General features: G+C 68.1%; 21 protein-coding genes. 11 read left to right on the forward strand and 10 right to left on the reverse strand.

Annotated elements, in window-relative coordinates:
• Positions 1-14: 14 nt before the first annotated feature.
• From ACZZZF_RS01450 to tkt, 3 genes are read right to left on the reverse strand one after another with little or no spacing between them, the layout of a single operon-like run.
• Positions 15-1,622 carry a glucose-6-phosphate isomerase gene (locus tag ACZZZF_RS01450; protein ID WP_295101028.1) on the reverse strand — a complete coding sequence of 536 codons (1,608 nt, stop codon included), beginning with the start codon at positions 1,620-1,622 and terminating at the stop codon, positions 15-17.
• Entirely contained in the window at positions 1,619-2,731 is a 1,113-nt protein-coding gene (gene tal, locus ACZZZF_RS01455) for a transaldolase (RefSeq protein WP_053096462.1), read from the reverse strand. Before tal ends, ACZZZF_RS01450 begins: the two co-directional genes overlap by 4 nt.
• Entirely contained in the window at positions 2,728-4,824 is a 2,097-nt protein-coding gene (tkt, locus tag ACZZZF_RS01460) for a transketolase (protein WP_463496768.1), read from the reverse strand. Before tkt ends, tal begins: the two co-directional genes overlap by 4 nt.
• A gap of 366 nt (positions 4,825-5,190) precedes the next feature.
• Between tkt and ACZZZF_RS01465 the strand changes: the two genes are divergently transcribed.
• Positions 5,191-6,096: a heme o synthase gene (locus tag ACZZZF_RS01465; RefSeq protein WP_053099149.1), complete on the forward strand. Its 906-nt coding sequence runs from the start codon at positions 5,191-5,193 to the stop codon at positions 6,094-6,096.
• Here ACZZZF_RS01465 and ACZZZF_RS01470 read toward each other — a convergent pair.
• A complete protein-coding gene (locus ACZZZF_RS01470; protein ID WP_463496771.1) occupies positions 6,042-6,476 on the reverse strand; it encodes a hypothetical protein in 435 nt (144 codons plus the stop codon). The genes ACZZZF_RS01465 and ACZZZF_RS01470 overlap by 55 nt on opposite strands.
• A 72-nt stretch (positions 6,477-6,548) precedes the next feature.
• Entirely contained in the window at positions 6,549-7,652 is a 1,104-nt protein-coding gene (locus tag ACZZZF_RS01475; protein ID WP_463496774.1) for a COX15/CtaA family protein, read from the reverse strand.
• A 232-nt stretch (positions 7,653-7,884) separates the two neighbouring features.
• Here ACZZZF_RS01475 and sufB point away from each other — a divergent pair, with 232 nt between their 5' ends.
• From sufB to ACZZZF_RS01510, 7 genes are read left to right on the forward strand one after another with little or no spacing between them, the layout of a single operon-like run.
• On the forward strand, positions 7,885-9,303 hold the full coding sequence (sufB, locus tag ACZZZF_RS01480; protein ID WP_053096457.1) for a Fe-S cluster assembly protein SufB: 1,419 nt from the start codon (positions 7,885-7,887) through the stop codon (positions 9,301-9,303).
• Positions 9,304-10,509, forward strand: coding sequence for a Fe-S cluster assembly protein SufD (gene sufD / locus ACZZZF_RS01485; RefSeq protein ID WP_463496776.1), 1,206 nt, complete (start codon positions 9,304-9,306; stop codon positions 10,507-10,509).
• Positions 10,506-10,832: a non-heme iron oxygenase ferredoxin subunit gene (locus ACZZZF_RS01490; RefSeq protein ID WP_053096453.1), complete on the forward strand. Its 327-nt coding sequence runs from the start codon at positions 10,506-10,508 to the stop codon at positions 10,830-10,832. Before sufD ends, ACZZZF_RS01490 begins: the two co-directional genes overlap by 4 nt.
• On the forward strand, positions 10,833-11,603 hold the full coding sequence (gene sufC / locus ACZZZF_RS01495) for a Fe-S cluster assembly ATPase SufC (RefSeq protein ID WP_053096451.1): 771 nt from the start codon (positions 10,833-10,835) through the stop codon (positions 11,601-11,603). It begins immediately after the preceding gene.
• Positions 11,604-11,613: 10 nt separating this feature from the next.
• The gene (locus ACZZZF_RS01500) at positions 11,614-11,943 is read left to right on the forward strand and encodes a metal-sulfur cluster assembly factor (protein ID WP_053096448.1); all 330 of its coding nucleotides are present in this window, start codon (positions 11,614-11,616) and stop codon (positions 11,941-11,943) included.
• Between the two features lie 2 nt (positions 11,944-11,945).
• Positions 11,946-13,100 carry a MalY/PatB family protein gene (locus ACZZZF_RS01505; protein ID WP_072591383.1) on the forward strand — a complete coding sequence of 385 codons (1,155 nt, stop codon included), beginning with the start codon at positions 11,946-11,948 and terminating at the stop codon, positions 13,098-13,100.
• Positions 13,097-14,482, forward strand: coding sequence for an MFS transporter (locus ACZZZF_RS01510; protein ID WP_463496779.1), 1,386 nt, complete (start codon positions 13,097-13,099; stop codon positions 14,480-14,482). The genes ACZZZF_RS01505 and ACZZZF_RS01510 overlap by 4 nt, the downstream gene beginning before the upstream one ends.
• Here the strand turns inward: ACZZZF_RS01510 and ACZZZF_RS01515 are convergent.
• Positions 14,430-15,044: a TetR family transcriptional regulator gene (locus ACZZZF_RS01515; protein ID WP_447647660.1), complete on the reverse strand. Its 615-nt coding sequence runs from the start codon at positions 15,042-15,044 to the stop codon at positions 14,430-14,432. The genes ACZZZF_RS01510 and ACZZZF_RS01515 overlap by 53 nt on opposite strands.
• Positions 15,045-15,097: 53 nt before the next feature.
• On the opposite strand from ACZZZF_RS01515, the gene ACZZZF_RS01520 reads away from it, so the two are divergent.
• From ACZZZF_RS01520 to ACZZZF_RS01530, 3 genes are read left to right on the forward strand one after another with little or no spacing between them, the layout of a single operon-like run.
• Positions 15,098-15,688: a biotin transporter BioY gene (locus tag ACZZZF_RS01520; protein WP_463496780.1), complete on the forward strand. Its 591-nt coding sequence runs from the start codon at positions 15,098-15,100 to the stop codon at positions 15,686-15,688.
• Entirely contained in the window at positions 15,678-16,370 is a 693-nt protein-coding gene (locus tag ACZZZF_RS01525; RefSeq protein ID WP_082586603.1) for an energy-coupling factor ABC transporter ATP-binding protein, read from the forward strand. The genes ACZZZF_RS01520 and ACZZZF_RS01525 overlap by 11 nt, the downstream gene beginning before the upstream one ends.
• A 38-nt stretch (positions 16,371-16,408) precedes the next feature.
• Positions 16,409-16,960 carry an energy-coupling factor transporter transmembrane component T gene (locus ACZZZF_RS01530; RefSeq protein ID WP_230100746.1) on the forward strand — a complete coding sequence of 184 codons (552 nt, stop codon included), beginning with the start codon at positions 16,409-16,411 and terminating at the stop codon, positions 16,958-16,960.
• Here ACZZZF_RS01530 and ACZZZF_RS01535 read toward each other — a convergent pair.
• The 4 genes from ACZZZF_RS01535 to ACZZZF_RS01550 all read right to left on the reverse strand — a co-directional run bounded on the left by ACZZZF_RS01535 (position 16,907) and on the right by ACZZZF_RS01550 (position 20,890).
• Positions 16,907-18,223, reverse strand: a complete 1,317-nt coding sequence (locus tag ACZZZF_RS01535) for an acyltransferase family protein (RefSeq protein WP_463496783.1) — start codon at positions 18,221-18,223, stop codon at positions 16,907-16,909. The genes ACZZZF_RS01530 and ACZZZF_RS01535 overlap by 54 nt on opposite strands.
• Positions 18,224-18,333: 110 nt before the next feature.
• Entirely contained in the window at positions 18,334-19,002 is a 669-nt protein-coding gene (locus ACZZZF_RS01540; protein ID WP_285363218.1) for a response regulator transcription factor, read from the reverse strand.
• Entirely contained in the window at positions 18,999-20,264 is a 1,266-nt protein-coding gene (locus ACZZZF_RS01545; protein WP_463496786.1) for a sensor histidine kinase, read from the reverse strand. Before ACZZZF_RS01545 ends, ACZZZF_RS01540 begins: the two co-directional genes overlap by 4 nt.
• A 5-nt stretch (positions 20,265-20,269) precedes the next feature.
• The gene (locus ACZZZF_RS01550) at positions 20,270-20,890 is read right to left on the reverse strand and encodes a DedA family protein (RefSeq protein WP_053096431.1); all 621 of its coding nucleotides are present in this window, start codon (positions 20,888-20,890) and stop codon (positions 20,270-20,272) included.
• Positions 20,891-21,036 lie beyond the last annotated feature (146 nt).

Here is a 21,036-nt window from a genome sequence, read left to right on the forward strand (position 1 = left end):
GATTCTCCTGGCTGTTACTTCTGTGCGGCTTCGAAGAGGGTGAGGACGTCGGCCGACGAATCGGTGATCGTCAGGGAGACGACCGGACGGCCGTGCTCGGCGAGGACACCGGCATCGCCGGCGGCCTGTGCCTCGATGAGCTGTCCGAACGTGAACGGGCGCTCGGGGATCTCGAGGTCGACATCCGTGCGCTCCAGGATCTGCAGGAACACGCCCTGCGCCGGCCCGCCCTTGTGATACTGGCCGGTGGAGTGCAGGAATCGGGGTCCCCATCCGAACGTCGTCGGCCGACCGGAGTCGGCGGCGACGAGCTCGCGGAGACCCTGCAGCTGCGGGACGTCGAGCCTGTTGACGTATGCCTGGATCGACACGTAGCCGTCTTCCGGCAGTGCAGCCCACAGCGCGTCGAGCACGCCCTCGACGGTTCCCGACGCCGCGAGAGCGGGGTCGGAGACGCGGACCTCGACGCCGTTCTCGACGAACGCCGGTGCCGTCGGAGCGGGACGTGCATCCAGCAGTCCACGGGCGGCGACCTTCGCCGACTCGACGTCGGGCTGGTCGAACGGGTTGATGCCGAGCAGATACCCGGCGATGGCGGTCGCGTACTCCCAGACGATGAGCTGCGCACCCAGCGAACCGCTGACGAGGATCTCGCCCTCGTGACGTTCGCGCAGGTGGAACTCGTTCGCGTCGTCGACGAGCCGCACGATCTGGAGATCGGCGGGTCGGGAGTCGAGCTCCGGCGACACGGGCAGCAGGACGACGGGAAGGATGCCGGTGCCGTCCTTGCCGGTGGACTCCGCGATGAGCTGCTCGATCCAGTCGGGGAGCCCGTTGATGTGCGTGCCGTCGGTGATGAGACCGAGCTTGTCGCGTCGCGGCGTGGTGGCGGAGATCGCCGCGGCCAGCCGGAGTGCCGGGTTGTCGGCCGAGTCGATGGCGACCTCGAGGAGCGAGGCCTCGGCCTCGTCGAGGAGCTCGGCGATGTCAGCGCCCGCGAGCCCCGACGGTACGAGGCCGAAGGCGGTGAGGGCCGAGTACCGTCCGCCGACGTGCGGGTCGGCGTTGAACACGCGGTAGCCGGCTTCACGGGCGGAGACGTCGAGCGGCGAGCCCGGGTCGGTCACGACGATGATGCGCTCGAGCGGGTCGATGCCCACGTCGCGGAACGCGGCCTCGAAAGTGCGACGCTGCGAGTCGGTCTCGACGGTCGAGCCTGACTTCGAGGAGACGACCAGCACGGTGTTCTCCAGGCCCTCGTCGAGCGCGGCGAGCACCTGGCTCGGCGCGGTCGAGTCGAGAATCGTCAGCGGGACACCGGCGGTCTGGGCGATCACCTCGGGGGCGAGCGATGACCCGCCCATGCCGGCGAGCACCACCCGATTCACACCCTTCGCGTGCAGATCGGCGCGGAGGGCGACGATCTCGGCGACGAGGGGGCGCGAGACGGATACCGCCTCGACCCAGCCCAGGCGGATCGACGCCTCGGACTCGGCGGCGGGACCCCACAGGGCTGCGTCACCGCCGGTCACCCGCGAGGCGACCAGGTCGTGGACGAGAGCGGGAACCGTCTCGTCGATCGCGACCCGAGCCGCGCCCGAGGCGTGGATCGCAAACGTCATCGCTGCGCCTCGAGGCCCTCAGCCACCTGCGTCAGCAGATCGTGCCAGGAGTCGATGAACTTGGCGACGCCCTCGTCCTCGAGCACCTGGGTGACGTCGGTGAAGTCGATGCCGAGGTCGGCGAGACCGGCGAACACGGCGCGAGCCTCGTCGTAGCCGCCCGTGATCGTGTCACCGGTGACGACGCCGTGGTCGAAGGTGGCCTCGAGCGTCTTCTCCGGCATCGTGTTGACGACGTCCTTCGCCACGAGCTCGGTGACGTAGAGCGTGTCGGGCAGGGCCGGGTCCTTGACGCCGGTCGACGCCCACAGCGGACGCTGCGGGTTGGCGCCCAGCTTGATCAGGTCCTGCGCACGCTTCTCGGCGAACTTCTGCTCGTAGAGCTCGTAGGCGAGACGCGCGTTCGCGAGGCCTGCCTTGCTCTTGAGCGCCTCGGCCTCGTCGGTGCCGATCGCCGAGAGGCGCTTGTCGGTCTCCGTGTCGACGCGCGACACGAAGAACGAGGCCACGGAGTGGATGCTCGACAGATCGAAGTCGGCGCTGTGCGCGCGCTCGAGACCGGTGAGGTAGGCGTCGATGACCTCGGCGTAGCGCTCGAGGCTGAAGATCAGGGTGACGTTGACGCTGATGCCCGATGCGATCGCCTCGGTGATGGCAGGCAGGCCCGCCTTCGTCGCGGGGATCTTCACGAGCAGGTTCGGACGGTCGACCTTTGCCCACAGCTGCTTGGCCTGTGCGACGGTGCCCTCGGTGTCATGCGCGAGGTCGGGGGAGACCTCGATGGAGACGCGGCCGTCGACGTGGCCCGACTTCTCCCACACGGGGCGGAAGACGTCGAGAGCGGCGGCGACGTCCTGCGTGGTCGCGGCGAACACGGCCTCTTCCGCCGTGGCGCCCGACGCTGCGAGCTCGGTGACCTGAGCGTCGTACGAGGTGTTGTTCTTGTCGGTGATCGCGTTCGCGAAGATCGTCGGGTTGGTGGTCACGCCGACCACGTTGCGCGACTCGATCAGCTCGGCGAGGTTGCCGGACGAGATGCGGGTGCGGGACAGGTCGTCGAGCCAGATGCTGACACCGGCTGCTGCGAGGTCTGCGGTGGGGGTGCTCATGCGTTCTCCTTGATGGTCTCGCGTGCGGCCGCGATGACGGCCTCGGTGGTGATGCCGAACTTCTGGAACAGGGTCTTGTAGTCGGCGGAGGCGCCGAAGTGGTCGATGCCGACCGAACGGCCGCGGTCGCCCACGATGCCGCGCCAGCTGAGGACGGAGCCGGCCTCGACCGAGACGCGGGCGGTGACGGCCTTCGGCAGGACCGATTCGCGGTATGCCTCGTCCTGCTCGTCGAACCACTCGAGCGACGGAGCGGAGACGACGCGGACGTTGACGCCCTCGTCGGCCAGGGCCGCACGGGCGTCGACCGCCAGCTGGACCTCGGACCCGGTCGCGATGATGATCACGTCGGGGGTGCCGTTCGGCGCCTCGGCGAGCACATATGCACCCTTCGAGACACCGTCTGTCGAGGCGAAGAGGTCGCCGTCGGCTGCACCCTGGCCGCGCTCGAACACCGGGATGTTCTGACGGGTCAGCGCGATGCCGGTGGGGCCCTCGTGGCGTCGGAGGATCTCGAGCCAGGCGGCCGAGGTCTCGTTGGCGTCAGCCGGACGCACCAGGGTGAAGTTCGGGATGGCGCGGAGCGTCGCGATCTGCTCGACGGGCTGGTGCGTCGGGCCGTCCTCTCCGAGTGCGACGGAGTCGTGAGTCCAGACGAAGATGCTGGGGACGTTCATCAGCGCGGCCAGACGCACCGGCGGGCGCATGTAGTCGCTGAAGATGAGGAAGGTGCCGCCGAAGGCGCGCGTCGGGCCGTGCAGCACGATGCCGTTGACGATGGCGCCCATGGCGTGCTCGCGGATGCCGAAGTGCAGCACGCGGCCGTAGGGGTCGCCCGACCACTCGTGGGTCGACCACTCGGCGGGGATGAAGGACTTCGAGTCCTTGATCGTGGTGAGGTTCGACTCGGCGAGGTCGGCCGATCCGCCCCAGAGCTCGGGAAGCTCGGCGGCGAGGGCGTTGATGACCTGACCGGAGGCCGCACGCGTCGAGACGTCCTTGCCGCCTTCGAAGACGGGGAGCGCCGAGGTGATGTCGGCTGGCAGCTGCTTCGCCTCGAGGCGGTCGAGCAGCGCCTTGCGCTCAGGGTTGGCCGCGGCCCACGCGTCGAACGACTTCTGCCACTCGGCGCGGGTCTCCGCGGCGCGATCCGCGAGTGCGCGGGTGTGGGCGATGATGTCGTCGGCGATGGCGAAGTGCTCTTCGGGGTCGAAGCCCAGGACCTTCTTCGTTGCGGCGAGCTCGTCGCCACCGAGCGCGGAGCCGTGGATCTTGCCGGAGTTCTGCTTGCCGGGCGAGGGCCAGCCGATGATCGTCTTCAGGATGATGAGCGACGGCTTCGAGGTCTCGCCCTTCGCGGCCTCGATCGCCGCGTTGAGCTCGGCGACGTCCTCGACGTACTCGCCGGTCTTCTTCCAGTCGACGACCTGGACCTGCCAGCCGTAGGCCTCGTAGCGCTTGGCGACGTCTTCGGTGAAGGCGACGTTCGTGTCGTCCTCGATCGAGATCTGGTTGGAGTCGTAGATCGCGATGAGGTTGCCGAGCTCCTGGTGGCCCGCCAGCGAGGAGGCCTCGCTGGTGACGCCTTCCTGGAGGTCGCCGTCACCGGCGATCACGTAGACGAAGTGATCGAACGGGCTGGTGCCCGCCTCTGCCTCGGGGTCGAACAGGCCGCGCTCGTAGCGGGCGGCGTAGGCGAAGCCGACGGCGGAAGCGAGTCCCTGTCCCAGCGGGCCGGTGGTGATCTCGACGCCCTTGGTGTGACCGTATTCGGGGTGGCCCGGGGTGAGGGAACCCCACGTGCGCAGTGCCTTGAGGTCGTCGAGCTCGAGGCCGAAGCCGCCGAGGTAGAGCTGCACGTACTGGGTGAGAGAGGAGTGTCCGACCGAGAGGATGAAACGGTCACGACCCAGCCAGTCGGTGTCGGTCGGGTCGTGACGAAGCACCCGCTGATAGAGGAGATACGCGGCCGGAGCCAGGCTCATCGCGGTGCCGGGGTGGCCGTTGCCGACCTTCTCCACGGCATCCGCAGCCAGAAGACGCGCGGTGTCCACCGCGCGTCGGTCGATCTCATCCCACTGCAATTCCGACACTGTGAAGCCCTTCTGCAACTGTTCGAGAGCGCCGGATTGCACGATCGCAGTCCGCAACGATACGGAGGGGTTTGTGATGTGCGCCGGACGCGCGAGTCATTTCAGCATAGCGCCGAGGTTCGACTCGTTACCCCCCTTTACAACGCTCCGCCCGTCCAGTAATTCCATGCCTTCGTCGAGGCTTCCGATGAGCGGTGGCACTGCGGATCAGGAGTCCTGGAACGCGATCCCGTCGCGTCCCGGGAGCCCGGATGCGAGGGTCGGTGGAGCGCTGATCATCGGGGCGGGCGAGCCCTGCGCCCGGCGTGCCCTAGACTGGGAAACGCTGTCGTGACGCGTGTGGAGGAGGCGATCGAGATCTCGACGATGTCTGATCAGACCGTTGTGAAGAAGTCCATCGGTCGCACCGTGAAGGCGTACGTCGCCCTCACCAAGCCGCGCGTCCTCGAACTGCTGCTGGTGTCGACCGTCCCGGTGATGTTCCTCGCTCAGGGCGGTCTCCCCGACATGTGGCTGGTGCTGGCCACCGTGATCGGCGGCTCGCTGAGCGCCGGCTCGGCTGCGGCGTTCAACATGTACCTCGACCGCGACATCGATGCCCACATGCATCGCACGGAGAACCGTCCGCTGGTGACCGGCGAGATCAGCCCGCGAGGCGCGCTGATCTTCTCCTGGACGCTCGCCGTCGTCTCGACCGTATGGCTGTGGTTCACCACGAACTGGCTGGCGGCCACGCTGTCGGCATCCGCCATCTTCTTCTACGTCGTCATCTACACGATGATCCTCAAGCGACGCACCGAGCAGAACATCATCTGGGGCGGCATCGCCGGGTGCTTCCCGGTGCTCATCGGCTGGGCTGCCGTCACCGGCTCGCTCGACTGGCCCGCGTTCATCCTGTTCGCGCTCATCTTCCTCTGGACGCCGCCGCATTACTGGCCGCTGTCGATGAAGTACAAGGACGACTACGACGACGTCGACGTGCCCATGCTCGGTGTCACCCGCAACGCCTCACAGGTCGGGCTCCAGGTCATCCTCTATGCCTGGGCGACCGTCGCCTGCTCGCTGCTGCTGATCCCGATCGCGAACATGGGCCTCGTCTACGGCGTCTCCGCCGCGGTGTTCGGCGGCTGGTTCATCTATGAGTCGCACCGCCTGTACAACCAGGCGGTGCGAGGCAACGAGGCGCGGCCGATGCGAGTCTTCCACGCCTCGATCACCTATCTGACGCTGATCTTCGTGGCCGTCGCGGTCGACCCGCTGCTGCCGTTCTGATCCTGCTCTGCGTCGCCGACCAGCTCGTCGTCCGCCGCTGTCGCGGGGATCTCGGAGTCGATGGGGTCGGCCTCAGCTGACTCGTTCGTCCCATCGATCGGCCCGACGACTGCGGGTGCAGGAGAAGGCAGGAGCGCCTGCACCGCACTCAGACCGACGGCGATCAGCACGCCGATGACGCCGGCGCCCAGAAGCGCGGCTCCGACGACGACGAGCGACTGCCCCACGTAGACCTCGATGCCGGTCGCCGTGCCGTCGAGCAGAGTGCTCGTCATGGTGCCGACCTGGCCGGCGATCAGCCACCCGCCCACTCCCGCTGATGCGAGCGAGAGCACGAGGAGGAGCCAGAAGCCGATGCTGCGTGTCAATGACTTGTTCATGTCCGCAACGGTGCACGACGAACTGATGAGCCGCTGATGCCCGGGCTATGCATCCCCTGTGCGCAGCCGGGGTCAAGCCTCCGCAGCGGCCGGCTTCTTCAGGTTCAGCACCACCACGGTGTACGCAGCCGCCGACAGCGAGGCGAGCACCATGTGGATGCCCACTAGCACCGGCGGGAGGCCTTCGCGCGCCTGCCACACGCCCACGCCGACCTGCACCAGGATCGCCAGCACGAGCACGAGCAGCCATCTGCGCGGTCGTAGGTGCAGGACCCACGCGGCGATCGTCAAGGTGACGACGAGCGCGGCGAGGATGTATCCCGGCCAGGAGTGCACGTGGGCGAGCACCGTGGCGTCGAATCCCTGGCGCTCGACGGCCGCGTCGCCGGAGTGCGGCCCGGAACCGGTGGTCAGCACGCCGAACAGGATCGTCACGGCGAGGGCGAGACCGGTGATGTGGCTCAGCGCCGCGAACCAGGTCGGCACCGCGCGCTCACGCGGTCCGGGCGCGGCGTAGAGCCTGACCAGGAAGGCCGCGGTCACGCACACAAGAAGGAGGGACGACACGTAGTGGAATCCGACGATGAAGGGGTTCAGTCCCGTGAGCACCGTGATGCCGCCCACAAGAGCCTGCGCGACGACGCCGATCAGCACGACCCAGGCGAGGATGACGAGATCCCGCCTTTCGGTCGTCAACCTGACCGATCTGACCGTGGCGGCGATGACCGTCACGAGCAGAGCCGCCATCGCGAAGGGCGTGGCGGGGAGGTCGACGAGCGTGAAGATGAAGAACACGACCCCGGCCGCCAGGATTCCGGCCGCGGCGAAGCGGAGGGCCGAGAACACCGTGGCCTTCCCCCCGGTGCGCGCCAGCACGAGCAGCAGGACGGCGAGGGCGATGACGCCGACCACACCCGTCATGACGCGGTTGCCGAACTCGATGATGCCGTGGATTCCCTGATCGGCATAGATCGGGACGAGCGACTCCGGCGTGCAGAGCGGCCACTCGGAGCATCCGAGGCCTGATCCGGTCAGCCGCACGGCGCCGCCGGTGCCGATGATGATGGTCTGTGCGAGGAATGAGAGCCAGGCGAAGACGCGAAGCGCTCGCCCCCAGAGGATCGCATGCGTCGACGCTGCCGCGTTCGTGGGGGAGGAGATCGTCGTCTCGGGCATAAGTCTCTCCGAACCGCGCCGGACACGGCGAGCGGCCCTGTCTTCAGGCGGAACCTGTAGAATCGGATTGTTGTGATGAGCGCTGACCGCGCTGAAGCATCGCTAACAGTTTAGGCGCGATGGATGCGCCGGTGATGAGGGCCCACCAACGGCACCCGCTCCCGCAGACTCGACGGGGATCAGGTGTGTCGGGGCGGATGACACCGTTTGGGACCTGTGAGGAGAGTGTGTGATGTCGGATGTGCTGATCGACCGCCCGGAGCTTGACGGCCTGGGGGTGTACGAATTCGGGTGGCATGACGAAGATGCCGCCGGAGCCATCGCCAAGCGCGGTATCTCCGAAGAGGTGGTCCGCGGGATCTCGGCGCTCAAGCACGAGCCCGAATGGATGCTGAAGACTCGACTCAAGGGCTATCAGCTCTTCGGTCGCAAGCCGATGCCGACCTGGGGTGCAGACCTCAGCGAGATCGACTTCGACAACATCAAGTACTTCGTGCGCTCGACCGAGAAGCAGGCCCAGTCCTGGGAGGATCTCCCGGCTGAGATCCGCGAGACGTACGAGCGCCTCGGCATCCCCGAGGCCGAGCGTCAGCGCCTCGTCGCCGGCGTCGCAGCGCAGTACGAGTCCGAGGTCGTCTACCACCAGATCCGCGAGGATCTGGAGGAGCAGGGCGTCATCTTCATGGACACCGACACCGCGCTCCGCGAGCACCCCGAGTTCTTCGAGGAGTACTTCGGCACCGTGATCCCGGCCGGCGACAACAAGTTCGCCGCGCTCAACACGGCCGTGTGGTCGGGAGGTTCGTTCGTCTACGTCCCCAAGGGCGTGCACGTCGAGATCCCGCTGCAGGCGTACTTCCGCATCAACACCGAGAACATGGGCCAGTTCGAGCGGACCCTGATCATCGCCGACGAAGACAGCTACGTCCACTACATCGAGGGCTGCACCGCTCCGATCTACAAGTCGGACTCGCTGCACTCGGCCGTCGTCGAGATCATCGTGAAGAAGAACGCCCGCGTTCGGTACACGACGATCCAGAACTGGTCGAACAACGTCTACAACCTCGTCACCAAGCGCGCCGTCGCCCATGAGGGCGCGACGATGGAGTGGGTCGACGGCAACATCGGCTCCAAGGTGACGATGAAGTACCCGTCGATCTACCTGATGGGCGAGCACGCCAAGGGCGAGACCCTCTCGGTCGCCTTCGCGGGTCCCGGCCAGCACCAGGATGCCGGCGCGAAGATGATCCACATGGCTCCGTACACGCAGTCGTCGATCGTCTCGAAGTCGATCGCCCGTGGCGGTGGACGTGCGGGATACCGCGGCGAGGTGAGGGTGGACGCGAACGCGCACCACTCCGCGAACACCGTGCGCTGCGACGCGCTGCTGGTGGACACGAAATCGCGCTCCGACACGTACCCGGCCATCGACATCCGGGTCGACGACGTGCAGCTGGGCCACGAGGCCACCGTCTCGAAGGTCAGCGAGGAGCAGCTCTTCTACCTGCAGTCCCGCGGCATGCCCGAGGACGAGGCGATGGCGATGATCGTGCGCGGCTTCATCGAGCCGATCGCGCGCGAACTGCCCATGGAGTACGCGATGGAATTGAACAAGCTCATCGAAATGGGCATGGAAGGATCGGTCGGCTAAATGGCGGCCTCGACGACAGCGCCCAGCGAGGCGCAGCACACGAACGCGCACATCGACCCCGCAGCTCAGGTCTCGGATGCCGGATTCGTCCCGGTGCAGACCCGCTCGGAGCGTCCGCACTCCTTCGAACCCGCCGACTTCGGTTTGCCGACCGGCCGCGAGGTCAACTGGAAGCACACTCCGGTGGCCAAGCTCTCCGCCCTCTTCGAGGTGGCAGGTCTGACCGAGGGCGTGCGCTACTCGTTCGGTGACGGCGAGAAGTACGTGTCGGCACCGCTCGCCGCGGGTGATGCCCCGCGCGGGGAGGTCTTCCTGGCCGAGGACATCACGGCAGCCGTCGCTTGGCAGGGCTCGTCCGAGGCGCTGCACATCCGCATCCCGCGCGAAGAAGAGGTCGCTGAGCCGATCCTCGTCTCGATCGAGGGCCTCGGCGCCGAACTGCGCGCTGATGCCCACATCGTGATCGAGGCCCTCGAGCACAGCTCGGCCACCGTCGTGCTCCAGCACACCGGAGCCGCGCAGTACTCCCAGAACGTCGAGATCATCGTCCGCGATGGCGCGAAGCTCACTGTCATCAGCCTGCAGCAGTGGCAGGACGAGGCCGTGCACACCTCTGCGCATCAGGCCAGGGTCGATGCGGATGCCACGCTCAAGCACTTCGTGATCAGCTTCGGCGGCGGAGTCGTGCGCGTGAACCCGAGCGTCGAGCTCGCCGGCGGCGGATCCGAGGGGTACCTCTACGGACTGTCCTACGCCGATGCCGGGCAGCACCTCGAGAGCCAGGTCTACCTGCACCACAAGGGCCCGCACACCAAGGGCGACGTGCTCTACAAGGGTGCGCTCCAGGGGCAGGGAGCGCACAGCGTCTGGATCGGCGACGTGCTCATCGGCGCCGACGCGACGGGCACCGACTCCTACGAGGCGAACCGCAACCTGGTGCTCACCGAGGGTGCACGCGCCGACTCGATCCCGAACCTCGAGATCGAGACCGGGGACATCCTCGGCGCCGGCCACGCCAGCGCCACGGGGCGCTTCGATGACGAGCAGCTGTTCTACCTGCAGGCCCGCGGCATCAGCGAGGAGGAAGCGCGCCGACTCGTCGTGCTCGGATTCCTCACCGACATCGTTCAGCGCCTGGGGATCCCGGCGCTGGAGACCGAGCTGCTCGACGCGATCGAGACGGAGCTCGCCGAGGTGAACGCATGAGCGCCGAGCGCGTGTGCGGCGTCGCGGAACTCGAGCAGGACATGCCGATCCGCGTCGAGCCGAACGGCGTCCCGATCACCGTGATCAAGGACTCCGAAGGCGTGATCCACGCCATCGGGGACACCTGCACGCATGGCGACATCTCTCTCGCCGAAGGCTTCGTCGAAGGTGACACGGTGGAGTGCTGGGCCCACGGCTCCGCGTTCTCGCTGCTCACCGGCAAGCCTCAGAACCTCCCTGCTTATGAGCCCGTTCCGGTCTACGTCGTCGAGATCGACGGCGACGACGTGCTCATCGACCCGACTGTGACGAAGGAAGTCTGAATGTCTGTTCTCGAAATCCGCGACCTGCACGTGACGGTCGAGACCGAGGCGGGTACCACCCCGATCCTCAACGGAATCACCCTCACCATGAACACCGGTGAGACGCACGCGATCATGGGCCCCAACGGCTCGGGCAAGTCGACGCTCGCGTACACGATCGCCGGCCACCCGAAGTACACCGTGACCTCCGGCTCGATCACCTTCGACGGCCAGGATGTGCTCGCCATGAGCGTCGACGAGCGCGCGCGCGCCGGCCTGTTCCTCGCGATGCAGTACCCGGTCGAGATCCCCGGCGTGACGGTGACGAACTTCCTCCGCACCGCCAAGACGGCACTCGACGGCGAAGCTCCGGCGATCCGCGGCTGGACCAAGGACGTCAAGGCGGCCATGGCGAACCTCCGCATGGACCCGAAGTTCGCTCAGCGCAACGTCAACGAAGGCTTCTCCGGTGGCGAGAAGAAGCGTCACGAGATCCTGCAGCTCGAGGTCCTCAAGCCGCAGTTCGCGATTCTCGACGAGACCGACTCGGGCCTCGACGTCGACGCGCTGAAGATCGTCTCGGAAGGCGTCAATCGCGCCAAGGAGTCGACCGGCCTCGGCGTGCTGCTGATCACGCACTACACCCGCATCCTCCGCTACATCCGTCCGGACTTCGTGCATGTGGTCGTCGCGGGCAAGATCGTCGAAGAGGGCGGCCCTGAGCTCGCAGACCGGCTCGAGGAAGAGGGATACGACCGTTTCCTCGACCCCGCAGCCCCCATCGAGGCGTAGGCTGATTCGCATGACAGCCACCCTCACGGACGCGAAGTACGACGAGGTCACCGAGGCGCTCAAAGACGTCATGGACCCGGAACTCGGGATCAACGTCGTCGACCTCGGCCTCATCTATGACCTCGCCTGGGATGACGAGAACGATGCTCTCGTCATCCACATGACGCTGACCAGCGCCGGCTGCCCCCTGACGGACGTGCTCGAGGACCAGACCGCGCAGGCTCTGGACAACGTCGTCGACCGCTTCCGCATCAACTGGGTGTGGATGCCGCCGTGGGGTCCGGAGAAGATCACAGACGACGGGCGCGACATGATGCGCGCCCTCGGCTTCGCGATCTGAGAATGCTCGAAGTCACGGCTCTGCCTCTGGCGGAGCTCAGACGACGTAGCAGCGAGAAGTGGCGGGAGTATCCCGCCGACGTGCTTCCGCTCTTCGTCGCGGAGACCGATTTCCCGCTCGCACCGGAGGTCTCGAACGCGTTGCGTCGCGCCGTCGAGCTCGGAGACACGGGGTACATCGCCTCGCGGACACCATTGCCCGACACCTACGCGGCGTTCGCACGCCGTCGCTTCGGCTGGGAGGCGGATCCGACGCGGATGCGCACCACGGCCGATGTGAGCATGGGCATCGTCGAGATACTCCGCCGCGTGACGCAGCCGGGAGAGCGGGTGGTCGTCACCCCTCCCGTGTACCCGCCGTTCTTCGACCTGGTGTCCGAGGCCGGCGCCGAGGTGGAACGGGTGCCTCTCATCGACACGGGGATGGGGTGGGAACTCGATCTCGACGGCGTCCGTGCAGCGTTCGAGGACGGCGCGACCGCGATCCTGCTCTGCAATCCGCACAACCCGACGGGCACCGTCCACAGTCGCGACGCGCTCGCGGCGCTGGCCGAGATCGCCGACGAGTTCGGCGCGGCGGTGGTCTCCGACGAGATCCACGCACCGCTCGCCCAGCCGGGAACCGGCTTCACGCCGTTCCTCGACACGGGCGAGGCCGCCGAGCGCGTGGGGTATGCGGTCGTCAGCGCGAGCAAGGCCTTCAATCTGGCCGGCCTCAAGTGCGCCCTCATGGTGACCGCTTCCGATTCGACGAGCGCGGTCGTGCGCGGGTTGCCGATCGAGGTCGAGTGGCGCACCGGTCAGTTCGGTCTGCTCGCGGCTGTCGCCGCCTTCTCGGAGGAGAGCGATGAGTGGCTGGACGGGCTGCTCGCGACACTCGACGCGAACCGCGTACTCCTCGAGGACCTGCTCGCATCGAAGCTCCCCGGTGCCCGCTACCGGATGCCCGATGCCGGCTACCTCGCCTGGATCGATCTCTCGGCTCTCGGATGGGGCGACAACCCCGCGCGTCGGATCCTCAAGGAGGCGAAGGTGGCCCTGCACTTCGGCCCCGCCTTCGGCGAGCAGGGCAGGGGATTCGTGCGGTTGAACTTCGGGACGAGTCCGGAGATCATCACCGAGGCCATCGAGCGCATCGCGACGCTCGTGGATCGATGACGGTCGATCGCGCGACATCGTCGATCTGGGACCGGGAACGCCTCTGGGTCACCGCCGGCGCGGTCGCGTTGATCTTCCTGGCGGCGATCGAGGCTCTGGCGGTGACGACCGTCATGCCGATCGTCAGCGAGGCGCTCGACGGCCAGGCGCTGTATGCGGTGGCCTTCGCGGGGACACTCGCGACGAGCGTGATCGGGATGGTCGCAGCGGGTGCCTGGTCGGACGCTCGCGGGCCCCGGGGTGCGCTGTACGCCGCCGTGTCGCTGTTCATCGCCGGCCTTCTGCTATCGGGGTTCGCGGTGACGATGGATCAGTTCCTCATCGGCCGCCTGGTGCAGGGGCTCGGTGCGGGCGGACAGACGGTGGCCCTGTACGTCGTGGTGGCCCGCCTGTATCCGCCCCACCTGCACGGAAGGGTCTTCGCGGCGTTCGCCGCGGCCTGGGTGGTGCCGTCGATGATCGGCCCGTTCCTCGCGGGTGCCGTCGCCGAGTACCTCGACTGGCGGTGGGCATTCCTCGGGGTGGCCGTGCTGACGACGGCCGCCTTTCTCATGATCGCGATCCGGTTGCGCGGCGTCGACCTCGGGCATGGCGAACCACAGGACCGTCGAGCTCTCGTGACGCGTCTGATGCTCGCCGTCGTCGTCGCGGTGTTCGCCGTGCTGATCGGCTTCACGGCCGAGATGACCGCGCAGATCGGATGGTCGGTCGCACTGGGCTCGGTGGCCGTCATCGCCGTGGCGGTGCTGCCGCTGCTGCCTCGACACACTCTGCGCGCCGGCCGGGGCCTGCCGAGCGTAGTACTCATGCGGGGCGTCGTCGCCGGCGCGTTCTTCGCCGCGGAAGCGTACATCCCGTACCTGCTCATGGAGAGGTTCGGATTCACGGCGACGTGGGCGGGCATCGCCTTGATGTTCGCCGCCTTCGCCTGGGCCGGGGCGTCCGCGCTGCAGGGGAGGTTCGGTGAACGTCTCGGCAACACGAGGATCACCGTCATCAGCCTCTCGCTGCTCGTCTGTGCTCTGGTGTTCGTGCTCCTCGCAGCGCTCTGGGGGTTCTCGCCGCTCTTCGTGGTGGTGGGATGGGCCTTCGCCGGCGGCGGCATGGGTCTGCTCTATCCCCGCCTCACCGTGCTCACGCTCGCGTACTCGGATGCCGGCAACCAGGGCTTCAACTCGTCAGCTCTGTCGATCTCGGACTCCACGGGCGCCGCGGTCGTCATCGCTCTCGCGGGTCTCGCCGTCGCCAGCCTCGGCGGTGGTGCGAGCGCCTTCGGCGTCGTCTTCGCGTTCTGTCTCGGTCTGGTGCTCCTGGCGTTCGTGCCAGGACTCAGGCTGGGGCACGCCGCGGAGCTGACGGATGCGGAGTCGCGCGAGCGGTGAGGTCGGCGCCGGACGACTCTCCGGCGAGCGCGGCCACGCCGAGGTCGAAGACGCGGTCGAGTCCCGCTGTGACGTCGATCGTGTGGTCGTCGAGCGCTGCTCCGTGGCTGTCGGCGTGCATCCGCTGCTGAACGAGAGTCGCATGGCCGAGCACGAAGTGCAGGAGTGCGGCTGCTCGCTCCGGTGCGTCCGACAGGCCGTGGCGCGTCAGCGCGGCTTCCAGTGCGGTGTGCGCATACGACGAGCCGAGACGCAGGGCATACGTGCTGAGCACGAGCTCGGCCCCGTCGCGATAGGTGAAGAGCGCGTCGCGGATGCTGCGGGCGGTGGTCAACACGTCCGCATCGTCGCGCGGGATGCCCGCGGTGATGCGATCGGCCAACTCCGCCAGCAGCTCCTGCTTGCTCGAGAAGTGCCAATAGAGAGCACTCGGCTGCACATCGAGCCTGCCGGCGATCCGCCGCATCGAGAGGTCGGCGAGGCCGACCTCGTCGAGGAGCGCGAGTGCAGCGCGCGCGACGCCGTCGCGGTCGTGACGGGTCGAGTTGTGCTCCGGGGCCATCCCGTCAGTATAGTGAACACCGTTCAAGTGAACGGTGTTCAGGAAGGTGATGGATGATGGCTCGGCACACAGACGACCTCGGTCGCGAACTCGCGAGGGTGGCGATCTTCGCCGCGCTCATCATCGTCCTCGGAATGGTGACGATCCCGATCCCCGGCGGGGTGCCCATCACCGCGCAGACCCTGGGGGTGATGCTCGCCGGCGCTGTACTCGGCCCGCGGTTGGCCCCGCTCTCGGTGCTCCTCGTGCTGGTGCTGGCAGCGGTCGGGCTCCCCGTCCTCGCCGGTGGCCGTGGCGGTCTCGGCGTCTTCGTCGGTCCGACAGCCGGCTACCTGCTCGGGTGGCTCCTGGGCGTCATCGTCATCGGACTGATCGTGCGCAGCGGTCGGCCCAGCTGGTGGCGGATCGCCCTCGGGGTCGTCGTCGGCGGCATCGTGGTCGTGTACGTCTGCGGGGTGCCCGTCACCGCGCTCGTACTCGGGCTCGACCTGGGACCCACCGCACTGGCGAGTCTCGTCTTCCTCCCCGGCGATCTGCTCAAGGCGGCAACGGCCACAGCGCTGGTCCTCGCGCTACGGCGCGCGTACCCTCGAGCTTTCGGCACGAGTGCCCCATCCGTGCCGGCATCCGTCCGTGCGGTCTGAGACCTCGACCGGATCGATCTCGGTCGACGATGTCACCGTGGAGCGGGAGGGGCAGCCGATCCTGCGCGATGTGAGCATCGAGCTCACGACGGCGAGGATCGCGGTCATCGGCGCGAACGGTTCAGGAAAGTCCACTTTCGCGCGTCTGCTGAACGGCCTCGTGCTCCCGGATGCAGGGCGCGTCACGGTGCACGGTCTCGATTCTCGAAGGGATGTGAAGGCTCTTCGGCGGCGGGTGGGTTTCGTCTTCACCGATCCGCAGGCGCAGATCCTCATGCCTACGCCTGCCGAGGACCTCGCGCTGTCGCTTCGCGGATCCTCTCGTGCGGACGTCGACAGACGTGTGGCCGCGGCACTCGCCGAGCACGGCTTGACCGATCGGGCGGACGTGCCGGCGTCGGAGCTGTCCGGCGGTCAGAAGCAGATGCTGGCTCTCGCGTCTGTCCTGATCACCGAACCGCAGCTGATCGTCGCCGACGAGCCGACGACCCTGCTGGACCTGCGCAACTCCCGACGGATCTCGGATCTGCTGCTGGCGCTTCCCGCCCAGGTCGTCATCGTCACCCACGACCTCGAGCTCGCAGCGAGGTGCGACCACGCGGTCCTCTTCGAGGCGGGCTCGATCATCGCGTCGGGCGCCCCGCCGGACGTGGTCGCCGAGTATCGCGAGCTGGCCGCGTGATCCAGTCCTATCGGCCGGGGGCGAGTATCGTCCACCGGATGCCGGCGGGCCCCAAGCTCGCCGTCTTCGCCGTGCTCGCGCTCGTCTCGTCCGGCTACCCGCACGATCGATGGAGCGTCACAGCCGCGCTTCTCGTCGTCTGCCTGCTCTATCTCGCCGCCGGCCTTCCGGTGACGGCCCTGCTCGTCGAGGCGTGGCGGCTGCGGTGGCTCGTCCTGGTTCTCGGGGTCGCCCTGTGGATCTTCGCCACACCGCTCACGGCATGGGTCAGCACGGCCAGGGTGGCATCACTGCTGCTGCTGGCGTCGCTTCTCACGATCACCACCCGGATGGGCGATCTGCTCGCGGTGCTGCATCGGATGCTGAGACCGCTGCGCCGACTGGGCATCGATGCGGATGCCGTCGCGATGATGATCTCACTGACCCTCACGATGATTCCGGTGGTCGCAGGCTTCGCCCATGCGGTCACCGAGGCCCACCTCGCACGCGGCATCCGTCGCGGCGTGCGAGGCGCGGTGCCGCTCATGGTCAGGACACTACGCCACGCGGACGACGTCGGCGACGCTCTCGCCGCTCGCGGTCTCGTGTGATCGGCGGGCGATGCGCAGGGACAGCAGCATGCCGCCGGCGGCGACTGCAGCAGTGAGCACGGTCGTCCCCGCGACGAGGAGCAGGACGACGGAGGCGATGCCCAGGACGGCGGCGATCACGACCCGGTGCGTCCTGTCAGCGGATCGCGGCGACGGCTGCGTCTCGATGCGGGTGAGGGAGGTCGCGATCGCCGCTGTCAGAGTCAGGGCGACGGCGAGCCAGATCGGACGCGACACCCACCAGGAGACGGAACTCGGATCCGGCAGCGCGATTCCGCTGACGAGTGAGGCGACGGCCGAGATCCCCGCCATGGCGAGCAGTACCGGCATGTGCCACAGGTAGATCGTCATGGTGCGGCGATTGACGAAGGCGCCGAACGCGGCGGGGACCGGCCGGTGGCTGAGCGCGTCGATGCGATCGCGCAGAAGCGAGACGGCGCTCAGGTGCACGACGCCGACGAGCAGCAGCGCGGCGGTCGGGGGATTGATGTTCGCGATGAGGTCGGGGGAGTAGATCCCGGTCGCGAACGCTGCGATGAGGGCGGTCAGAGCCGCTGCTCCCACCAGTGCCCGCGTCGCTCGAGGCAGCCGGTCGATCGTGCCGTCGGCGAGGAAGAACCCGATCTGCTGGAGTGCGAGCCACACGAAGGCGAGATTCAGAAACCCCAGTCCCTCGACCCCGGTGCTCGCCCGGGCCACATCGACGCAGACCGATGCCCACACGAGGGCTGCGACGGTGACCAGGGGCCTGCGTGCGTGGGCTCTCGAGAGTGCCGGAAGGAGCGCCTGACAGCCCAGGAAGACTCCGAGGAACCACAGCGGCTGGCTGTAGCGGAAGCCGGCGGTGGCGATGATGTCGGCGGGAACACCTGCGACGTGGAGAGCCGCGAGCGCGACGCCGACGACGGCGATGGCGAACAGTGCGGGCCGGAGCAGGCGATGCACGCGGGCTGCGATGAACTCGGATGCGGTGCCGCCGCGCGCCTGCGACCGCCGGAACGCGATGTGACCGGCGAAGCCTCCGATGATGAAGAACAACGGCATGACCTGGAGGACCCAGCTCATGGGGATGATCCACGAGGTGCCCTCGCTCGCGTTCGCGAAGACCGGGCTGCCGTCGGCGATCGTGACGCCCACCATGATGGCGTGGAGCAGCACGACTCCTGCGACGCAGATCGCTCGCAGCAGGTCGATCGCGGCATCACGACCGGCCGGCAGCGGGGGTCGGGGAGCGATGCGGGGCGGCGCTTCGACGATGGCCATGGAGTCCTCCTCGGATGGGTGTCCGAGGAGCGTATGGGCGCGGTGCCGGTCGGGGGATCACCCTCCGGGCTGGTTCGCACCCCTACTGCGGTGTGACCCAAAGCGGCGGCTCAGGAGGGCTCGACGAGACCCGTGTCGTAGGCGAGGATCACGGCGTGCACGCGGTCGCGGAGTCGGAGCTTGGCGAGCACCTTGCCGACATGCGTCTTCACGGTCTGCTCGGCGATGAAGAGGTCGGACGCGATCTCGCTGTTCGACCGTCCGCGACCGATGAGCACCAGCACCTCCCGCTCCCGATCGGTCAGGTCCGCGAGCGAGGTCGCCGCCTTCGCGGTGCGGGGCCGACGTCCGGCGAACTGCTCGATCATGCGCCGCGTCACACTGGGGGCGAGCAGGGCATCGCCGCCGGCGACGACGCGCACGGCGTGCACGAGCTCCTCGGGAAGAGCGTCCTTCAACAGGAATCCGCTCGCGCCGGCCTCGAGCGCGTCGTAGACGTAGTCGTCGATGTCGAAGGTCGTGAGCATGAGGATCCTCGGCACATGAGCCGCAGGATAGCCGGGGCCGAGGATGCGCCGAGTGGCCTCGATGCCGTCGACCTGCGGCATCCGCACGTCCATCAGGATGACGTCCGGATCGAGGCGGGCAGCGAGGGTGATGGCTTCGGCTCCGTCGGCCGCCTGACCCGCGACACGGATGCCCTCGTGCGCATCGAGCAGAGCGGCGAATCCGGCGCGCACCATCGCCTGGTCGTCGGCGATGAGGACGCTGATCGTCACGGGTTCTCCTGGGTGATCGGAGCGGTGGTCTCGCTCGATGGACGCTCGTGCAGCGGGAGGGAGGCGATGACCTCCCACCCGCCCTCGGCGGTGGGGCCGGCGGTGAAGGACCCACCGAGCAGTTCGACGCGCTCACGCATGCCGCGAAGTCCATAGCCTCCGCTGGGGTGAGCCGGTGGGGTGGTGGCGCGGCCGTTGCGGACGCGGATGCCGATGGCGTGGAGATCCGCCTGCAGGCGCACCGTGACGGCGGCGCCGGACGCGTGCCGTACCGCGTTGCTGAGCGCCTCCTGCGCGATGCGGAAGGCGGCGATCTGCACGGCCTGCGGGGCGTCGGTGAACGCGCCCGTCATCTCGAGCCCCACCGTCACGCCGGCGCGCCGGATCGTGTCGACGAGGGCCGGGATGTCGTCGATGCTCTGCTGCGGCGCCAGCTCGGCCGCCTGATCCTCGGTGCGCAGCACGCCCAGCATCCGCCGCATCTCGGTGAGCGATCCCCGCGCTGTGGCCGCGATGCTCTCGAACTCCGACGTCGCCGCGTCGCCGATCTCGGGGAGTCGGTATCGAGCAGTGGACGCCTGCACCTGGATGACCGACATGCTGTGGGCGATGACGTCGTGCAGTTCGCGGGCGATACGGGTGCGCTCCTCGACGAGCGCGCGGCGGGACTCTTCGAGGGCTGAATGCTCCCGTTCCTTCGTGAGCTCGGCAGATACCCTCACGCGTCCTGCGACCAGTATGGCGACCAGGAACACGGCTGCGGCCACAGACGTGGTCACGATGAGATCTGCCGTGGCGCTGCCTGCCGTCGCCGGGGTGGCGACGATCTCGGGGCGCAGCAGCGGGGCCGTGAGGGAGAGCAGCGCGCCGACGCCGAGCGGGACGACGCCCAGGCGCGCGCCGTGGACGAAGGTCACGACGCCCACGAAGAGGACGAAGGTGACGAGCGCGGGCACCGACCACGGCCACGGCGCCTCGGTCGCCTGATCGGGCACGACCAGCAGCGGGAGCGCGAACGCCGCAGAGCAGAACATCGCGATCGCCCACCGCGGATACCGCAGGGAGAGCAGCGGTGCCGAGCAGAGTGCAGCGCCGAGGATGAACGTCAGCGGCAACGCGGTGCCGTACAGCACGGTCTGCAGCGACACGAGCACCGCGAAGAGCGCCAGGCTCGCCACGGCGAGCGCGGCGCGCGCGGCCGTTCGACGGCTGATGCGGGGAGTCCGCGGTGTGCGGGGTGTGCGGGGCAGGCGACGTGCCATGAGTGTCATCCTGCCAGTTGCGGGACGGGGGCGCGTCGACGCCGGGCAGCGGTGACGCGGTCGATGACCAGTCCGATGATGAGAGCGACTCCGATGCCGATCCCGGCGCTGGCGAGGGGCTGATCTTCGATCCATGATCCGGCGAGCAGCCCGATCGCCAGGCTCAGCGCGCTCCAGCTGAGACCGGCCACGACGCTCAGGGGAAGGAAACGCCTCCAGGGGAATCGCAGCGCGCCCGCCGACATGTTCACAGCGACACGGCCGACAGGGATGTATCGAGCGCCGAGGATCAGAGCCGCACTGCGCTGGTCGAGGGCGCGTTCCGCGTGGGCGAAGGCCGAGGCGATCCGCGGTCGACGCATCCACGCCCAGCGGGTCGTGCCGAGTCGACGACCGAGCACGAATGCGATGTTGTCGCCGATGGTCGCGCCGACGGCGGCGACGAGCCCGAGCGGGATCAGCGCCCATGGCTCTCCTGAGGATGCCAGCACGGCGGCTGCCGCCACGAGCACGGTCTCACTCGGAACAGGCGGGAAGAAGCCGTCGATGATCGTCACCGCGAGCAGCACGGCATACAGCCAGGGGGAGGCGACGGTCTGCAGGATGAGCTCGTTGATGACGTCCACCTCAGCAGGCTAGAAAGCGGAGGGCACGCAGGGCATCACCCTGAGGTATCGATCGCATCCACCCGCAGAGGTAGATCTGTGCACAGGCCGACGACTGCACCACGATCCGTACGTCGACTGAACACCCAGCCGAGCGATCTATACTG

It is taken from the genome of Microbacterium sp. AC215 (genome assembly GCF_979258645.1).